A 17,243-nucleotide genomic window follows, 5' to 3' on the forward strand; every position below is an offset into this window, starting at 1 on the left:
TATTAAAATAGAGTATTATATAATATGGACACAAACAAATTATATCTTTTCAAAGATAGACGATTTTTACCAAATTTTATAGTGCAGTTATGCGGTTGTCTTAATGATAATATATTAAAAAATGCTCTAGTAATCCTTATAACTTACGGTATTACCGGTTCTTTAAGTAAATATAATAATCTACTTGTTTTAATTGCTAATGCTACTTTTGTACTACCTTTCATAATATTCGCAAGCATAGCAGGACAAATTGCCGATAAATACGAGCGTGCAAATCTTATTAAAATTATTAAGATTTGTGAAATCGGTATAATTGCCTTTGCAATTTATGGATTTCATCATAATAATCTGCTAATTCTGTTTTGTTCTATTTGCTTAATGGGTATACACTCTACTTTTTTCGGTCCAATCAAATATAGCGTATTACCTGATCACCTAAATAAAGACGAACTACTTGGAGCTAACGGCTTTGTTGAAGCCGGAACTTTTATCGGTATTCTTATCGGTACTATAATCGGCAGCTATTATAATACAATCAGCAATAATTTTATAATTTATTCCTTAATTACCATCGCTTTTCTTGGCTTTATTACAAGCCTTTTTTCCCCAAAATCTAAAAACGCAAATCGTGATATTAAAATAAATTTTAATATTATAGATGAAAGCATAAATATGATTAAATATACCAAAGCAAAAAAACATATATATTTAGCTATATTTGGTATTTCATGGTTTTGGTTTATTGGAGCTGCTATAATTTCTCAAATACCTTTACTTGCTAAGATAACTTTTAAAGCCGATGAGAATGTTGCTAATTTATTTTTAGCGGTTTTCTCGCTTGGTGTTGGGGTCGGTTCGTTTTTATGTAGCAAAATATTTGAAGATGAGATTACCGTTAAATATCTATTTATTTCAGCCCTAGGCATTAGTATTTTCGGTATTGATTTATTCTTTGCAAGTAGAATTAGCTCAGTTAACTACGAACCTACTCAGCTAAAAAGTATTTTAGTATTTTTATCGAAAAGACATAATTGGCGAATAGTTATAGATTTATTTTTCTTAGCGGCAATAGGCGGTTTATATATCGTTCCTCTTTTTGCGATATTACAGCATTACGCAAACCCTGCTCATCGTAGTCGAATTATTGCCGTTAACAATCTTATCAATTCCATTTTCATTGTGGGATCAACAATTATTTTATCTTTATTATTTTATCTAAATTTCACTATACCTTGGATTATATTATTTATTAGCCTAACTAATATAATCGTTACTATACATATTTACCGTTTAATACCTGAAGTTAAAATTATTCCGTTTAAGCTATTGCGAAGAATATTCCAAATCTGTTTTGATCTTATGTATAAGATTGAAGTTAAAGGATTTGAAAATTTTCAAAAAGCAGGTAAAAAAGTAGTAGTTGTCGCTAACCATATTTCATATCTCGATCCGCCGCTAATTGCTACTTACTTACGAGAAGAAATGACTTTTGCAATTAGTCCCGATATACAAAAAATATGGTGGATTAAACCGTTTTTACGTATGGCAAGAACTTTGCCGGTTGATCCAAGTAACCCAATGGCAATAAAGACTTTAGTAAAAGAAGTACAAAAGGATCAGAAAGTAGCAATTTTCCCTGAAGGTAGAATAAGCGTTACCGGCTCTTTAATGAAAATATACGAAGGACCGGGAATGATTGCCGATAAAGCCGGTGCTACCGTTTTACCGGTTAGAATAGACGGTACTCAATTTACTCATTTATCAAAATTAAAAAACATATTAAAAAGAAAAATATTTCCTAAAATTACTATAACCGTTTTACCGCCGGTAAAATTCGCTAATATGGATGCTGCAAGCAATCAAGAACGACGCAGTTATATATCTAGGACTCTTTATGATATCATGGCTGACATGATGTTTGAGAGTTCAGACTATAAAAATACTTTATTCTCATCTCTTATAGAAGCTGCTAAAATTCATGGATTTAAGAAAAAAATAGTTGATGATTTTGAAAATAATGCGGTTACTTATCGAGATTTAATATTAAAATCTTTTATCCTAGGTGATTTAATCAAAAAGAATAATATCTTTGGCAGAAATTTAGGCTTAATGTTGCCTAATACCACGAATACGTTAATTACTTTTTACGCTATGCAATCTAGCGGTTATGTTCCTGCTATAATTAACTGGAGCAGAGGCATAAGTACTATTATTAACTCCTGTAAACTTGCACAAATTAAAGTAGTTTACACTTCAAAACAATTTATCGAGAAAGCAAATTTACATGAATTAATAACTAACTTATTAGATTTCGGTATTAAAATAATATATTTAGAAGATTTTAAAAATCAGATTGGTACAGCTCTAAAACTAAAAGCAAAAATAGGAAGTTATTTTGTCCAAACTTATTACAATTATTTTTGTCGTAATCGTGATGACGAAAAACCGGCAGTGATAATTTTTACTTCGGGTACTGAAGGTGAACCTAAAGCCGTATTATTATCTCACAGAAATTTACAAACTAATAGATATCAAATAACTGCTAAAGTACCTTTTAGCCCTGAAGATATAGTATTTAACTCATTACCTTTATTCCATTGTTTTGGTCTTGGTGGTGCAATTATTACAACTTTAAACGGTATTAAGCTGTTTCTATATCCTTCTCCACTAAATTATCGCAGCATTCCTGAAGTTATATACGATATTGGAGCAACTATATTAATTTCTACCGATACTTTTTTAAACGGTTATGCTAATTACGCTCACCCATATGATTTTTACTCATTACGCTATATATTTGCCGGTAGCGAGAAATTAAAAGAATCTACAAGACAATTTTGGCTTAATAAGTACGGCATACGTATTTTTGAAGGGTATGGGATTACAGAAGCCGCACCTATTATAGCTTGCAATACCCCTATGCATAATAAAGCAGGCACGGTAGGAAGATTATTACCGAAAATTGATTATAAGCTTGAGAAAGTAGAGGGAATAAATGAAGGGGGACGTTTATTCATTAAGGGTCCTAACATCATGCTTGGTTACTTAGACTTAGAAAGCAACTATACTTATAAAGAATGGTATGACACCGGCGATATAGTCAAAATAGATTCTGAAGGATACATAACAATTTTAGGACGTTTAAAACGCTTTGCTAAAATAGCGGGAGAAATGATATCTCTTACAAAAATTGAAGAACTTGCAAGCGAAATTGATCCTGATTCCTTACACGCTGCTATTTCTATCCCCGACAAAACACACGGAGAAAAGATTATTTTACTTACTATCGGTTCCGATATAAATAGAGAGAATTTTGCAGATGCCGTATCTAAAGCTCAAATTTCTTTACTACATTTACCGAAAGTAATTATTACCGGTTCAGAAATACCTCTGCTTGCAAACGGCAAAATTGACTATCTTGAGATTATGAAAAACCAACAACGTCATCACATGGCTTGACCGGCATTGTTGCATGGCTCGAAAAACCCGTTCATTGTCATCCCGTGGCTTTGTCCACGGTATCCAGAAAAATAACTAAAAATACTAATAATATTAGTATTTTTAACTAGACCCCGTGGACAAGCGAACTAGGTGACGGTGGTGAAACCGATTCACACAACAACACCGGCTTGACCACGGGGTGACATTTATTTTTTCTTTTGACTATTAATATCAGCATTCAAAGCTAATTTAAACCACTTGCCTAATAACTCTTGATCCTCCATAATTTCAGGTAACACCTTCCAATATGATAGAGTTACAAGTTTACCTTTACTTTGATATACAAATGGCTCAGAACCGAAAGATTGAAAATATTCATAAGTGCTTAGGTCTGACTTAAAATATAATTCATTGCTCTTAATAATTCCTATCATAACACCACCCTTATATACCATATCCACCAAACATTACACGAACGGCTACTGAACCATATGGTTCTAACAATTCTTTGACATATTCAGTAAATTCATTTTTGTTCATAATAATCGCTTTAAATACAACAAACCATAAATAAACGTACCTAATATAATAAACAATGGAGTTAAAGGTAAATCAAAGTAGAAAGAGCTAAATGCGGCACAAAAATTAATAAATAAAGATATAAGAATTGATATTATAATCATCTGGGAGGGGCTATATGCTACAAACCGTGCAATCATTGCAGGAATAAGTAAAATAGCAGTTACCATAAGTACTCCGACAATCTTTATAGCAGAAAATACCGATAATGAGAGAAGAAGTAAAAATATTAGCTCAATAATATTAACCTTTAAACCTTTTATGACTGCAATATCTCTATTGATAATGATAAGAAGAATTTGATTATAAAAATATACTATAAAGCCTATAATAGTTATTAGGACTACCCCTAGTATAATCAAATCATTAAAAGACACGGATAAAATATCCCCAAACAACAAATTCACTATATTATTCTGCAAAGAAGTAAAATAATTAATAACTAAAGCAACAGCTAGCATAAAGCTAGAAATCAAATTAATAACTGCGTTTTTTTCAGAATTATTTTTAAAAATAAACACAAAAAACGAAAAAAGAATTGCAACTATTATGCCTGAATATATTAATGGAAAATGTGCTATAATACTTATGCTAGCCGCTAAAAAACTACTATGAGCAAGCCCATCGCCGAAATAAATATATCTCTTCCATAGGGCAATACAGCCAAGGGGAGCAAATATGCAGCTAATTAAAATTAAGGCTAGTATTATTAAAGTCATCTGAGTATATTATATATGTTTGTTGTATGGCCTCTTGTCATCCCGTGGTCAAGTCACGGGATGACATTGGAAAGAATCATAGACTATGTCTTCAATCGATAAAAAAGAATTAGAAAAATTTGAGAAAATTTCTCACAATTGGTGGAATAAGGACGGGGAATTCGGTATCTTACACCGAATAAACCCTATTCGCCTTGAATATATAATAGAGAAAATAACTACGCATTACAATAGACACCTTTCCAAACTCGCTTATAGAGAGGAATTTGTAGGAAACACGCAGCACAGCACCGCAGCGTACATAGAAGTACGTGAGGATGCGAGCAGCGGATTGACGCACAAATTACCTCTAGAAGTAGAGTTTGAGAAGATGTCTAACGATATTTCTAAATTAGAAATATTAGACGTCGGTTGCGGTGGAGGATTAATTGCAACGCCTTTAGCGGCTCAAGGTTTTAACGTTACAGCCATTGATGCATTGCAAAGTAACATTAAAACGGCAACTGCTTATGCTAAGGAAAACGGCGTAAAAATAAATTATTTACAATCTACTATAGAAGAATTACAGAGTGACAAACTATATGATGTGGTAATTTGTCTTGAGGTTATTGAGCATGTAGAAAACGTGCAGCAATTCATACTGAATTTGGTGAAGCATATTAAGCCCAACGGTATGGCAATAATTTCTACGATTAACCGCACTAAAAAAGCTTATGTACTTGGAATAATAGTTGCTGAATATGTTTTAGGTTGGGTGCCTAAAAACACTCATGATTATAGCAAATTCCTAAAACCATTGGAAATTTACGAAATGCTTACGGATACCGATATTGAAATTAAAGAGCTAAAAGGCTTGGTATATGATCCGATTAAAAATGAATGGACATTAAGCGATGATATAGATGTAAATTATTTTATGTGTTTGGGGAGAAAGAGTATATGTCATCCCGCGACTTGATCGCGGGATCCAGTTAAAAATACTAATAATATTAGTATTTTTAGTTGTTTTCCGGATACCGTGGTCAAGCCACGGTATGACACAGTTCTTAGTATATATTTAAAAAAGATAATAAATGACTAATAGCGTAATTACTAGATTTGCTCCGTCACCGACGGGGTTTTTACATATAGGTTCGGCAAGAACTGCCCTTTTTAACTACTTGTTCGCAAAGCATCATAACGGTAAGTTTTTGCTTCGCATTGAAGACACTGATAAAGAAAGATCAACGAACATCGCAGTAGAAGCTATATTCTCAGATCTAAAATGGCTAGGGCTTGATTGGGACGGTGAGGTTATATTCCAGTCTAAACGTAATAATCTTTACAAAGAAGCTGCACTAAAATTACTGCAAGACGGTAAAGCATATTATTGTTTTACTAGCCAAGAAGAAATAGAAAGACAGCGACAAAAAGCTTTAGAAAATAAACAGCATTTTATTTTTAACAGCGAGTGGCGTGACAAAGAACCATCTACCTACCCTACTGATATTAAACCGGTAATACGTCTAAAAACTCCAAGAGAGGGCAGCATAACAATTCATGATACCTTACAAGGCGAGGTAATAATTGAAAACTCTCATATAGACGATATGGTACTATTAAGAGCAGACGGCACTGCTACTTACATGCTAGCCGTTGTAGTAGACGATCATGATATGGGTATAACTCATATTATTAGAGGTGACGATCATTTAACCAATGCAGCAAGGCAAATCGCTATTTATCAGGCTTTCGGCTATGAAGTACCTAGCATGACTCATATACCGTTAATTCATGGAGCAGACGGGGCGAAATTATCCAAAAGGCATGGAGCATTAGGCGTTGAAGCTTATAAGGGTATGGGATATTTACCGGAAAGTTTGTGTAATTATTTATTGCGTCTTGGATGGAGTCACGGCGATGATGAAATTATCTCAATGACTCAGGCTATAGAATGGTTTAATCTTGATTCACTCGGTAAATCACCTTCTAAGCTTGATTTTGCTAAGATAAATAGCCTTAACGCTCATTACTTAAGAATGCTTGACAATGATAGCTTAACTTCAAAGACTGTAGAGATATTGAAACAAAACTATAAGGTTAGCGAGAAGGAAATAAGCTATATAACCCAAGCAATGCCAAGCTTGTTAGTTAGAAGTGAAACATTACTAGAACTAACACGCCTTGCTCAAATTTATCTCGTAGATTCGCCTATCATCTACAACCAAGATGCAAAAGAAATTATAGAAAATTGTGATAAGGATTTAATCAAACAAGTTATAGAAAACTTAAGCGAACTTGAGCAGTTTGATAAGGAATCCGTACAGAATAAATTTAAAGAAATAGCAACAGCAAACGGCTTAAAGCTGAATGACATTATGAAACCAGTAAGAGCTTTAATAACAGGTATGACGGCTTCACCTAGCGTATTTGAAATTGCAGAAATTTTAGGAAAAGAAAATATTTTAAAAAGGTTAAAAATTATATGAAAGATTGTATAAAAAAAATTGCTTTTGTTTTTAGTGGGTTATTTATAATAACCGGCACTTTTGTTTTGTATAGCATAGAAAACGTCAACGCATCAACGGCACCAAAAAAGTACGGAGCTTGGACTTTAAATTGTACTCTTAATAATGAGAAAAAACAACTTTGCTTCTTATCACAACAAATTAATAATCTAGAGAAAGATAAAGAAAAGGAAATATTAGCCATTTATCACATAGGTTATTTCAATGGGGAGCAAGAAGAACAGGAATTAAAGATAATCGAAATAGTCCCATCAAATGTTCAAATTCCAGCAGGTACAGTTATTAATAGCGGTGACAAACGAATATCAGCCGGAAAATACGTAAATTGTACGGTAAACGGCTGTCAGGCTTTAGCTATTATTACAAAAGATGATCTAGACATGATTTTATCTAATGATAATTATTTAGAACTAATCACCACTGACGGTAAACAAGCTAAAATTTCATTTATAAAAGACGGTCTAAAGGAAGGTCTAAAAGCTTTGAGTAGATAGTAACGGAATTTAAGTGCTGTTGCATGAAATGCTTTTCATCGTGATTGCGAGCAAGCATTGTTGCGTGAATACTAAACCGTCATTGCAAGCGACTGAAAGAAGCGTGGCAATCTCAGGATTTTGGCACGAGATTGCTTCGTCAAAATTTTCAATTTTTCCTCACACAATGACGACTTGGGTATCCACACAATAACACCTTGCGTCGCTTAACCCATGACGATACGCTATTAAGTTGCTTTAAAGCTTAATTAAGCATCGTGATGATGGTGTCCATGTCCCCAGGTCCCTTACCACCTAAACTTGCTTCATATTCAAGAACCCATGATTGATGAAATGCCATGCCTGTATCATCAAGAACATGAAATCCTGCTTCTCTTTCCGGAAGAATTATTGAGTGATCCGTAGAAGCAGGTAATTGATGACTCCAAAATGGTTTTTCTTGGCTTATATTTTCAAAAAATGTCTTAAACTCATTAAAAAAGTCAGTAGGATGATCAGTGATCGCATATGTATAACCACGTGTTTTATGTGCCATGGTATAATCCCAATGTATATCAAACTTGTCACCAGCTTTTACTTTATGAACATGATGGTACTTGCTTCCATCTCTCCAATCAAATGTTTTGTCAGATGAAAATTGTCGCATTTCTGCATCAGTATAATTAACAGAATCTCTCTCATCTTCTTTTCCACCGCTAAGAAGATGTCCCTCTTTAATTGCCGGTGCACTTAGAGTATCATCAGGAAAGTCAACATCACCAGGAAAGGATTTTTTTCCTCCTTCCATCTCATTTTTCTGTGAGCTATCTTAACAACTTTAACTCTTCGCAAACTAAAGCCATTGTCTTCGGTAAGGTTACTGCCCCATGATATGGGGTAACATCTAAGATATGCGAAAATTTCTTATCGTACTCTGCTTTATTAGGAGCTATTTTGTTATCAACTAGTTTTTTAGTCATAATTTACCTATTAATTTAAACAGTAAAAGAAACTATAGAAAGCTTCTTACTCATAGCAACTTATTTAGAAATACGAACCATAGAACAACAACTATTAAATGTTTGCACTAATTTTATCAAGCAACACTTCCCTTCAGAATAAAAAGAAATATTTCAAAAAGTCGGTTTACGAAATTTCTTTTTAAAACTTCAAAATAATACAAAATAAATTAAAGAGTATGCAATACTACTTTAGAAAGAAAAAAAGTGTATATCAGCTAAAAATTATTTTTATATTTCCAGTGTGCAGCTTCACCGCTCTCTGCATGATAATGCATCTTATGATCACGTATTTGTATCTCTATTTTATAATTATTCTCAGTTGTAATAATAGTATGTAAAGATTGATAGCCGTTTGGTTTAGGATTAAGAATATAATTTTTAAATTTATCCTTTTCATGCTCATAAAGATCATGAACTACTTTTAAAGCTTTATAACATTTCTCTTCATCTATTACTACTATTCTTATCGCAAAAATATCTGTTAATTCTTCTAACTTTATACCCTTACGATATAATTTATATAAAATTGATATTGGATGCTTGATCCTACCTGTTATTTGAGCAGCAATATCATGTTTAGATAAATTATGATTTAAATGTTTAATAACCCTTTGGAGCAAAATTACCTCCTTAATTTATACTAATTCAGTTAATAGCTATACTTACGAATAACTAAACACCAATTTAAGCAATAAACTTATTAAGTTCTATTAATATTTCTAATTAATTTGCTATTTTTAGTAAATATTAATAAAGCCTAGCTTTAGTTGCATATTAATAAGAAAAATTAAGCTTGTGGCGAGCTTCGCACTACCCTACCCTATTATCTTATCTTTTATCCTAAATTCACATTATTTAGATTTCTTTTAGAACCTAATTTTTTAAGTTTTATATATAAAATTTAAATTATCTTATTTTAGTCTTTCTTAACTGTATAAATTATAAGATTTTTTTAAAACCTTACTAATTTTAGTTAGCATAGCTTAACCGACCAAAAGCTAGAAACTTTTATTACTAATTTTTTAAATTAAACGAATATATACACTATAGATTAACCTTGCCTATAGCTTCAACAAGAAATCTATTCTTATTTAAACTTTTGATCATCCTATGAGACTGTTAACAAAATATTTACAATCATTTATTAAAATAATTACAAGAAATTCTATATTTTATTTTTTGAGGAAGAGAGGAAGAGTTTTATTAAAGAATTTATTTTCAAATTAAGCAAAGAATCGCTTTAAAACCCATTTGTTGCATAAATCAGTTTTTCAGTGTCCCTGCTGCGACTTGATAATGTGTTGTACGGCACGTTGTTAAAATCGTCATTGCAAGCAGGCATTGCCTGCGTGGACCAGTTTCTTAATTGTCATCCCGCGAGCTTGTAGCGGGATCCAGTTTAAAATACTAATATTATTAGTATTTTTAGTTGTTTTCTGGATACCGTGGTCAAGCCATGATATGACATTGAACAGGTTTTTCGGTCCACGCAACAATGCCTCCTCGCAATGAGGGGAACGAGCAATACAACAAAACGGGTTTATTAGACCTATTGCATAACCTATCTTATGGGGAGATATAGACTTAGAAATCCATACCTCCCATACCTCCCATACCTCCCATACCGCCACGCATTGGCATTAGCTCTTTCTTATCAGAAGGTTCGTCAACAATTAAAGTTTCCGTGGTAATAATTAACGAAGCAACGGAAGCAGCATCTTGAAGTGCAGTACGCACTACTTTAGCCGGATCAATAATTCCTGCTTTAATCATATCGACATATTGCATATCTTGAGCATTAAAGCCATAATTTTTATCCTTATGTTCTTCTAGTAATTTACCAACTACTACGCCACCATTTTCACCGGCATTTTCAACAATCTGTTTTAGCGGATCCTTTAAAGCTTCTATTACTATTTCAATACCTGCTTGTTGATCCTTATTCTCTACTTTAAGCTTTGTTAAAGTTTGTGATGCATGAAGTAATGTTACACCGCCACCGGCAACAACACCTTCCTCAACTGCCGCTCTTGTAGCAGCAAGTGCATCTTCAACACGATCTTTACGCTCTTTCACTTCAACTTCCGTAGCACCACCAACCTTTAATACGGCAACACCGCCGGAAAGTTTAGCTAAACGCTCTTGTAGTTTTTCTTTATCATAATCAGAAGTAGTTTCAGCTATTTGAGATTTAATTTGTAATACTCTATCTTCAATATTTTTCTTATCACCATTACCATCAACAATTACGGTATTTTCTTTAGAAATTGTTACTCTTTTTGCCGTCCCTAAACTCTTAATACTCACATTTTCAAGCTTCATACCTAAATCTTCAGTAATAAGCTCACCTTTAGTTAGGATAGCAATATCTTCCATCATTGCTTTTCTTCTATCGCCAAAACCAGGAGCTTTTACTGCCGCAACTTTTAAACCACCACGTAATCTATTGACTACAAGCGTTGCAAGAGCTTCGCCCTCAACATCCTCAGCAATAATTAATAGTGGGCGTTGTGATTGCACTACAGCCTCAAGTATAGGTAACATCGGTTGTAAATTTGATAATTTTTTCTCAAATAGTAAGATGAAAGGGTTTTCAAGCTCAGCAACCATTTTCTCGGAATTCGTTACAAAATACGGAGATAGATAACCTCTATCAAACATCATACCTTTAACTACTTCAACATCGAAGCTAAAATTCTTTGCTTCTTCAACGGTTATCACACCTTCTTTACCGACTTCCTCCATTGCCTCAGCAATTTTCTCACCGATTTCCTTATCACCGTTTGAAGAGATAGTACCGACCTGTGCGATTTCCTCTTGGCTATTAATCTTTTTACTAGACTTTTTAATTTCCTCTACTACTGCATTTACCGCTAAATCCATGCCACGCTTTAAATCCATAGGATTATAACCGGCAGCTACTAACTTATTACCCTCACGAGCTAACGCTCTAGCAAGTACCGTAGCTGTAGTAGTACCGTCACCGGCTACTTCTGCAGCTTTTGTAGCAGCTGATTTTAATAGCTGAGCTCCTGCATTTTTAATTTTATCTTTTAACTCAATCGATTTTGCAACCGTCACACCGTCTTTGGTAATTTTCGGTGAACCGAATGATTGCTCGATAAGTACATTTCTGCCTTTTGGACCTAAAGTAACTTTTACTGCATCTGCAAGTATACCAATGCCCTCTAGCATTTGCTCACGAGCTTTTGAACCGTGTTTAATAAGTTTTGTTGCCATATTTAATTTCTCCTTAAAACAAATAATTAATTAATAATACCAAATACGTCGCTTTCTTTCATAACGATCAGTTTTTCGCCTTTAATTTCAATTTCGGTGCCTGCCCATTTACCGTATAAAACTTTATCGCCTACTTTTAGCTCTAAAGGATGAATTTCGCCTTTTTTATTACGAATACCGTTACCTACGGCTACTATTTCACCTTGCATCGGCTTTTCTTTTGCGGTATCCGGAATAATAATTCCACCTTTAGTTTTTTCTTCGCGTTCGATAGGCTTTATTGCAATTCTATCATGTAATGGTTTAAAAGACATTTTAACCTCCAATTATTAAATCTTTAAATGTACATACTATATATATTCTATTTTTGTTAATTCAAGGGGCAAGAATAAAAATTTTTTTATTAGAGGTCTATTCTTTCTCAAAATCCTCTAAACTAGTGCCGTGTTTAGTTTTACTCCATTTGAAAGGATAAAAAATTATTTCAAATACTGCTTTATATGAAGCTACAGTATATAATATAAAATAACTAGCCCATAAGATCAAAGCTACTATATCCTGAAATTTTACTTTTCCGCTTTTTAAAGAATTTTTTAATATATACGAGCAGTACTATAAAGATATAAAAGCGAAAAAATACTATTAATAAGCCATAAATAATTAATTATAGAATTTTTATTTATAACAATAGAAAATATTATAAAGGGTAAACTCCAAAAATTATAAGTAGATAAGCCGATGAAAAATGTAAATTGTTATTACTTGCAATAAAGTAAACTTTTGGTATTTATCTTTTTGTGCTTTAAATACAAAAAATGTTTGCAAAAAGCCTTTAATCCAAAGTGATCTTTGATTTAGCCAATTACCTAAACTATTCGGAGCTTCTTCTAGAGTATAGGAATTAAGGATAGCTACTTTATAGTTCTGTGAGTAAATTCTTACACCAAGCTCGGCATCTTCTGTTACATTATAAGCATCCCATCCGCCAAGCTTATTTAATATGTCCGTTTTAAAATGATTACTAGTACCCCCAAAGAGGTGTAGGAAGTTTTAGCAAACTCAATCCTTTCAAGATATATTCAAACCATAAACTATATTCTATATTAAACATTTTGGTTAAAATATTCTCATTTTTATTATAAAAATTGAGCTTAGCTTGAAGACAAACATATTCATCAGATAAACTTCTAAACATTGTTAGAGCTTTAAGTAGCTGTTCAGGTTTATCTTCAGCATCATATACTACTAGATACTCACCACGTGAATATTCTAGAGCATAATTAAGGGCTTTGGCTTAGTTCTTGGTAAACTTTTCGGAACAGATATAACATGAAAATAAGACGGTAAATTATATAAGGCTACTTCTTTAATCATTAGATAATCGTCATCTTCGATAATAATTTTAACGTCTAGCTTATCTTTTGGGTAATTAATTAATGAAATATTTTTAATTATTGACCTTAATTTACTTAATTCTTTATATAACGGTACTAAAACTGTATAAACTGGTAAAGCTTTTTCCTCATTCTGAGAAATTTTTGGTTTCGCCTGATAATCTTGGATACTACTTGCTTTGTCGTCTATGTAAGGTCTCATGTCATTCCCACGAAAGCGGGAATGACATAGAAGAGTGTAGGAATGACATTTGTACCGAAGGCAATTCCCTTACTGCCCTTATAAATAACAGAGATTTTAAAATATTTTGCAAACAATAGCTTATATTATTAGCAACATGAAATAAAACCGGCAGATAAATCAATGTGGATATAAACACGACGAAAAATATTATTATTTTATTGGTATAATTAATATTCTTAGCAATAATCGGTCTGACTTTAAATTCAAGAGCATATTTTGCTTTGATACTAGTTAAATGGGCGAAATTTTTTTCTAATAATTTATAAAAATAATATTTCTTGATCAGCATTATAGATCTAAAAATATTATTATTACTAAACAATATTTTTAGATCATTTATAGCAGTTATTTTATTACCGTGAACATCTTCATATATAAAATAACCATTCACTACATAGGCTTGTATATAAGAATAATTATAAATTTTAATATAAGAAATATTGCTTATTAGCGGCAATATTTTATTTTCATATAATATATCAATCATTATCTCATTATCGATAATAGCTTTTAAATTAGTAGCTTGTTTTTTACCTAATAAGTTTTTATCTCTGATTATCTGTAATATTATATCTTCATCTATACATCTAACCATGCTAAAAAACTTATACCTGATATTTTATATTTCTTATTTGAAAGGCTGCGATCCCAAAAATAACCGATTTGAGTAGTGATTGAATTTTTATTTTCCTTACCGAAATTAATTATCTTTGCAATTCCTAGCTGCTCATAAACTGAACTATCACATACATAGCCGTAATTTTGCCGAGTATGGTATTTTGTAAAACTTGTAAACATTATGCCATTTTTTAATTTAATCCCCTCACAAGTAGAAAAATCATAATACATTTTCTTAGAACCGAGATTATTAATTGAATGTCCAAGGCTAAATATATTTTGATTAAAGATAGTAATAGAACGGATATTTTTAGACATTCCCATTAATAATGATACTTCCTCTAAAAAATCTTCTTTAAGTTTTTTACTCTTACTCATTAAAATTTTAGGCTGAGCCGAAATAACAAAATCGTTATCTTCAAATAGCTTCAATTTATAGTAAATAGAAACATCCGTGCTTATGTTTATCCGTGCTTATGTTTATCCGTGCTTATGTTTATCCGCGCTTATGTTTTTTTCATTCAAAAATTTATCTTCTTTGTACAAAAAATGTACTCCAATATTTTGATTATCGGTAATACCGTATTCTACAGTACTACTTACAAATTGCTCTCTTGGTAAGATGATAATTCTACTATCTTCTGCTCTAATCTTTTTATTTGTCGTAAGATTTTTGCATGAAGACTCGGCTGATCACTCACTTTTTTGAGGTATTTCCATAGATAAGCTACTCTTTCTCTTATGTATAAAACGGCTTTTTCTCGTTTTTTGATATCTTATTAACTTTATTACCCCCTACAATATATCTATATCTTCCCTGCTCTAACAACCATGCCGAGACATGCACCTTATTAATATTTAAAATAATTATAAGACATATTAGACAATAATATAATCTTAATGCCATAGACGCTTAAATTTGAAAAAAATACACTATAATAGTAATTATAAATTGAGTAAAGAGCTAAATTAAAAAAATTTTTAATTGAAGTAGTATATGGCATATTGTAGTAATGATTTTACAACTTAAAATTCATTCAAAGAGGAAAATATGAACGATCCGAAATATGGAACTATTACTTTTACCAAAGAAAGTAGAACAGCAAATATTAATATATCCCGTGATAAAATAACAATTGGAGCTAATCAGCGTGTTACGTTTGAAACCATAGGTGATATTAAGGAATTGATCTTAGGACCACATAGTAATGTTAAAGTAACAGACCTTAATCATAAGGTATTTATAAATAATACCAATCGAGATAAGATAATTACATTATCAGGTGAACATATTGCTTTTGATGACAATCTATACGCTTAATAAATATGTTATTACTGTGGAAGCTTGATTGCGTGGATACATGAACCGTCGTTGCAAGGAGGCATTGTTGCATGGACCGGTAAAACCCACTGTGTGTCATCCCGTGGCTTAACCACGGGATGACACAGGTGAAATTGATCCACGCAACAATGCTTTGCGAGGAGCGAAGCGACACGGCAATCCAGAAAAATAACAAAAAATGCTATAAATCAGCATTTTTTACTGGATTGCTTCGTCAATAATGACGGGAAAACTGATCCACGTAGCAACTTTCTAAGACCCAAGTAGTACTTGATTTTGTAGTTTAAACAATTCTGCCACGCCGCCTTTGGCAAGTTTTAACATTGCTAAAAACTGCTCTTTGGAAAAAGGATTTTTCTCTGCCGTGCCTTGTACTTCGATTAAATTACCGTTACCTGCAAACACAAAATTACTATCCACTTCGGCATCACTATCTTCCAAATAATCCAAATCTAGTATTGCCTCACCTTTATATATACCGCAAGAAATAGCTGCAATTTGACTAATTAACGGGTTCACCTTTAAAACTCTCTTTTTCATCAAGGATCTAATAGCTAGGTGCAATGCTACATAGCTCCCTGTTATTGATGCCGTTCTAGTACCGCCGTCAGCATTAATAACATCACAATCTATGATAATTTGCCTCTCCCCTAGTTTCTTCAAGTCAATTATACATCGCATCGCCCTACCTATCAAACGCTGTATCTCTTGCGTTCTTCCGCCTTGTTTTCCGAGTGCTGCTTCTCTTTTAATACGCTGTGATGCAGAACCGGGAAGCATACCGTACTCGGCAGTAATCCAACCTTGATTTTGTCCCCTCAAGAATGACGGTACGGTAGTTTCACAAGTAGCACTACACATAACATGCGTATTACCGATTTTAATAAGGCATGAGCCTTCCGCATTAACAAGCGGGGATAATTCTAATGAAATAGGACGTAATTGGTTGCTTTTTCTTCCTGACTGTCTCATAATATTAATTTACCATTGAAAAAATTTTTATTATATCTATATAATATCTCAAAAAAGAATATAAATATAAAGTAAATAATATGATAGATGATAATATAGAAAATAATGAACAAACAATAAATGATATTGCTGAAGAGATAGTTGAAACAGCAAATCCAGAGATAACAGCGTTAAAAGCAGAAATTGAAGAGCTAAAAGACAAGCTAATTAGAACTACTGCCGAAATAGACAATACAAGAAAGCGTTTAGAAAAAGCACGTGACGAAGCAAAAGATTATGCAATTGCTACATTTGCTAAAGAACTACTAAATGTTAGTGATAATCTTTCAAGAGCATTAGCACATAAACCGGCAAATTCTGATATAGAAGTCACAAATATTATTGCAGGCGTTCAGATGACTAAAGATGAGCTGGACAAAATCTTTCATAAACATCATATTGAAGAAATAAAGCCGGAAATAGGTTCAATGTTCGACTATAATTTACATAATGCAATTTCACAGATAGAACATCCTGATCATGCACCGAATAGCATTATTACTTTAATGCAATCAGGATATAAAATTAGAGATAGACTACTTCGTCCTGCTACCGTACAAGTAGCTAAAAAATCTTAATACTAAGATAGAGCTTCAAAAATTGGCTCAATGTTCTACAAGAGCTTCGGTTCGAACTATATTAAGTATACGCAG

Annotated in this window: 18 protein-coding genes and 2 pseudogenes; 7 read left to right on the top strand and 13 right to left on the bottom strand. The window is 32.5% G+C overall.

Annotated elements, in window-relative coordinates; translation table 11 throughout:
• Positions 1-24 precede the first annotated feature (24 nt).
• Positions 25-3,459: an acyl-[ACP]--phospholipid O-acyltransferase gene (locus MB29_RS02185; protein ID WP_032138871.1), complete on the top strand. Its 3,435-nt coding sequence runs from the start codon at positions 25-27 to the stop codon at positions 3,457-3,459.
• A gap of 188 nt (positions 3,460-3,647) precedes the next feature.
• Here the strand turns inward: MB29_RS02185 and MB29_RS08160 are convergent.
• Positions 3,648-3,981: pseudogene (locus MB29_RS08160) on the bottom strand (TfoX/Sxy family protein).
• Positions 3,978-4,739: a metal ABC transporter permease gene (locus tag MB29_RS02195; protein WP_008580849.1), complete on the bottom strand. Its 762-nt coding sequence runs from the start codon at positions 4,737-4,739 to the stop codon at positions 3,978-3,980. The pseudogene MB29_RS08160 and the gene MB29_RS02195 overlap by 4 nt, the downstream one beginning before the upstream one ends.
• A gap of 85 nt (positions 4,740-4,824) precedes the next feature.
• Here MB29_RS02195 and ubiG point away from each other — a divergent pair, with 85 nt between their 5' ends.
• The 3 genes from ubiG to MB29_RS02210 all read left to right on the top strand — a co-directional run bounded on the left by ubiG (position 4,825) and on the right by MB29_RS02210 (position 7,740).
• On the top strand, positions 4,825-5,697 hold the full coding sequence (gene ubiG / locus MB29_RS02200; RefSeq protein WP_032138872.1) for a bifunctional 2-polyprenyl-6-hydroxyphenol methylase/3-demethylubiquinol 3-O-methyltransferase UbiG: 873 nt from the start codon (positions 4,825-4,827) through the stop codon (positions 5,695-5,697).
• Between the two features lie 115 nt (positions 5,698-5,812).
• Positions 5,813-7,207: a glutamate--tRNA ligase gene (gltX, locus tag MB29_RS02205; RefSeq protein WP_032138873.1), complete on the top strand. Its 1,395-nt coding sequence runs from the start codon at positions 5,813-5,815 to the stop codon at positions 7,205-7,207.
• Positions 7,204-7,740 (top strand): invasion associated locus B family protein, encoded by a 537-nt coding sequence (locus tag MB29_RS02210; protein WP_032138874.1) that lies wholly within the window; start codon positions 7,204-7,206, stop codon positions 7,738-7,740. Before gltX ends, MB29_RS02210 begins: the two co-directional genes overlap by 4 nt.
• Before the next feature lie 244 nt (positions 7,741-7,984).
• Here MB29_RS02210 and MB29_RS02215 read toward each other — a convergent pair whose 3' ends face one another.
• From MB29_RS02215 to MB29_RS02245, 10 genes and pseudogenes are all read right to left on the bottom strand, one after another.
• Positions 7,985-8,527 carry a lytic polysaccharide monooxygenase gene (locus MB29_RS02215; protein ID WP_084686750.1) on the bottom strand — a complete coding sequence of 181 codons (543 nt, stop codon included), beginning with the start codon at positions 8,525-8,527 and terminating at the stop codon, positions 7,985-7,987.
• Positions 8,528-8,543: 16 nt separating this feature from the next.
• A complete protein-coding gene (locus MB29_RS11320; RefSeq protein WP_173400495.1) occupies positions 8,544-8,699 on the bottom strand; it encodes a hypothetical protein in 156 nt (51 codons plus the stop codon).
• A 257-nt stretch (positions 8,700-8,956) separates the two neighbouring features.
• Positions 8,957-9,361: a bifunctional (p)ppGpp synthetase/guanosine-3',5'-bis(diphosphate) 3'-pyrophosphohydrolase gene (locus MB29_RS02220; protein WP_032138875.1), complete on the bottom strand. Its 405-nt coding sequence runs from the start codon at positions 9,359-9,361 to the stop codon at positions 8,957-8,959.
• A gap of 708 nt (positions 9,362-10,069) precedes the next feature.
• Positions 10,070-10,234, bottom strand: a pseudogene (locus MB29_RS14445) (MFS transporter); the annotation flags it as partial.
• Positions 10,235-10,325: 91 nt separating this feature from the next.
• Complete coding sequence (gene groL / locus MB29_RS02225; RefSeq protein ID WP_032138876.1) at positions 10,326-11,981, bottom strand: chaperonin GroEL; 1,656 nt, start codon at positions 11,979-11,981, stop codon at positions 10,326-10,328.
• 26 nt (positions 11,982-12,007) lie between these two features.
• Positions 12,008-12,295, bottom strand: a complete 288-nt coding sequence (locus tag MB29_RS02230; protein ID WP_032138877.1) for a co-chaperone GroES — start codon at positions 12,293-12,295, stop codon at positions 12,008-12,010.
• Positions 12,296-12,701: 406 nt separating this feature from the next.
• Positions 12,702-12,983 (bottom strand): glycosyltransferase family 2 protein, encoded by a 282-nt coding sequence (locus MB29_RS12470; protein ID WP_233418909.1) that lies wholly within the window; start codon positions 12,981-12,983, stop codon positions 12,702-12,704.
• Between the two features lie 267 nt (positions 12,984-13,250).
• The gene (locus MB29_RS12475; protein ID WP_233418871.1) at positions 13,251-13,577 is read right to left on the bottom strand and encodes a glycosyltransferase family protein; all 327 of its coding nucleotides are present in this window, start codon (positions 13,575-13,577) and stop codon (positions 13,251-13,253) included.
• A 1-nt stretch (position 13,578) separates the two neighbouring features.
• Positions 13,579-14,214, bottom strand: coding sequence for a hypothetical protein (locus tag MB29_RS02240; RefSeq protein WP_051965286.1), 636 nt, complete (start codon positions 14,212-14,214; stop codon positions 13,579-13,581).
• Complete coding sequence (locus MB29_RS02245) at positions 14,199-14,669, bottom strand: hypothetical protein (RefSeq protein WP_233418872.1); 471 nt, start codon at positions 14,667-14,669, stop codon at positions 14,199-14,201. Before MB29_RS02245 ends, MB29_RS02240 begins: the two co-directional genes overlap by 16 nt.
• Before the next feature lie 619 nt (positions 14,670-15,288).
• Here MB29_RS02245 and MB29_RS02250 point away from each other — a divergent pair.
• A complete protein-coding gene (locus MB29_RS02250; RefSeq protein WP_023507710.1) occupies positions 15,289-15,558 on the top strand; it encodes a hypothetical protein in 270 nt (89 codons plus the stop codon).
• Positions 15,559-15,677: 119 nt separating this feature from the next.
• A complete protein-coding gene (locus MB29_RS13375) occupies positions 15,678-15,800 on the top strand; it encodes a hypothetical protein (RefSeq protein ID WP_267881719.1) in 123 nt (40 codons plus the stop codon).
• Between the two features lie 31 nt (positions 15,801-15,831).
• On the opposite strand, the gene rph is transcribed toward MB29_RS13375, so the two are convergent.
• Complete coding sequence (gene rph / locus MB29_RS02255) at positions 15,832-16,551, bottom strand: ribonuclease PH (protein WP_032138879.1); 720 nt, start codon at positions 16,549-16,551, stop codon at positions 15,832-15,834.
• Positions 16,552-16,631: 80 nt separating this feature from the next.
• On the opposite strand from rph, the gene grpE reads away from it, so the two are divergent.
• Positions 16,632-17,168 carry a nucleotide exchange factor GrpE gene (gene grpE / locus MB29_RS02260; protein ID WP_008581003.1) on the top strand — a complete coding sequence of 179 codons (537 nt, stop codon included), beginning with the start codon at positions 16,632-16,634 and terminating at the stop codon, positions 17,166-17,168.
• The last annotated feature ends 75 nt before the right edge of the window (positions 17,169-17,243 follow it).

This window comes from Rickettsia tamurae (assembly GCF_000751075.1).
Classification (GTDB): Bacteria; Pseudomonadota; Alphaproteobacteria; order Rickettsiales; family Rickettsiaceae; genus Rickettsia; species Rickettsia tamurae.

Excerpts from the sequence above, each read along its gene's own strand:
- grpE (WP_008581003.1), top strand. The coding sequence starts at position 16,632 with ATGATAGATGATAATATAGAAAATAATGAACAAACAATAAATGATATT.
- MB29_RS13375 (WP_267881719.1), top strand. The coding sequence starts at position 15,678 with ATGACACAGGTGAAATTGATCCACGCAACAATGCTTTGCGAGGAGCGA.
- MB29_RS02210 (WP_032138874.1), top strand. The coding sequence starts at position 7,204 with ATGAAAGATTGTATAAAAAAAATTGCTTTTGTTTTTAGTGGGTTATTT.
- MB29_RS02185 (WP_032138871.1), top strand. The coding sequence starts at position 25 with ATGGACACAAACAAATTATATCTTTTCAAAGATAGACGATTTTTACCA.
- MB29_RS02215 (WP_084686750.1), bottom strand. The coding sequence starts at position 8,527 with ATGGAAGGAGGAAAAAAATCCTTTCCTGGTGATGTTGACTTTCCTGAT.
- MB29_RS12475 (WP_233418871.1), bottom strand. The coding sequence starts at position 13,577 with ATGAGACCTTACATAGACGACAAAGCAAGTAGTATCCAAGATTATCAG.
- MB29_RS02230 (WP_032138877.1), bottom strand. The coding sequence starts at position 12,295 with ATGTCTTTTAAACCATTACATGATAGAATTGCAATAAAGCCTATCGAA.
- ubiG (WP_032138872.1), top strand. The coding sequence starts at position 4,825 with ATGTCTTCAATCGATAAAAAAGAATTAGAAAAATTTGAGAAAATTTCT.
- MB29_RS02240 (WP_051965286.1), bottom strand. The coding sequence starts at position 14,214 with ATGGTTAGATGTATAGATGAAGATATAATATTACAGATAATCAGAGAT.
- groL (WP_032138876.1), bottom strand. The coding sequence starts at position 11,981 with ATGGCAACAAAACTTATTAAACACGGTTCAAAAGCTCGTGAGCAAATG.
- MB29_RS02250 (WP_023507710.1), top strand. The coding sequence starts at position 15,289 with ATGAACGATCCGAAATATGGAACTATTACTTTTACCAAAGAAAGTAGA.
- MB29_RS02195 (WP_008580849.1), bottom strand. The coding sequence starts at position 4,739 with ATGACTTTAATAATACTAGCCTTAATTTTAATTAGCTGCATATTTGCT.
- gltX (WP_032138873.1), top strand. The coding sequence starts at position 5,813 with ATGACTAATAGCGTAATTACTAGATTTGCTCCGTCACCGACGGGGTTT.
- rph (WP_032138879.1), bottom strand. The coding sequence starts at position 16,551 with ATGAGACAGTCAGGAAGAAAAAGCAACCAATTACGTCCTATTTCATTA.
- MB29_RS11320 (WP_173400495.1), bottom strand. The coding sequence starts at position 8,699 with ATGACTAAAAAACTAGTTGATAACAAAATAGCTCCTAATAAAGCAGAG.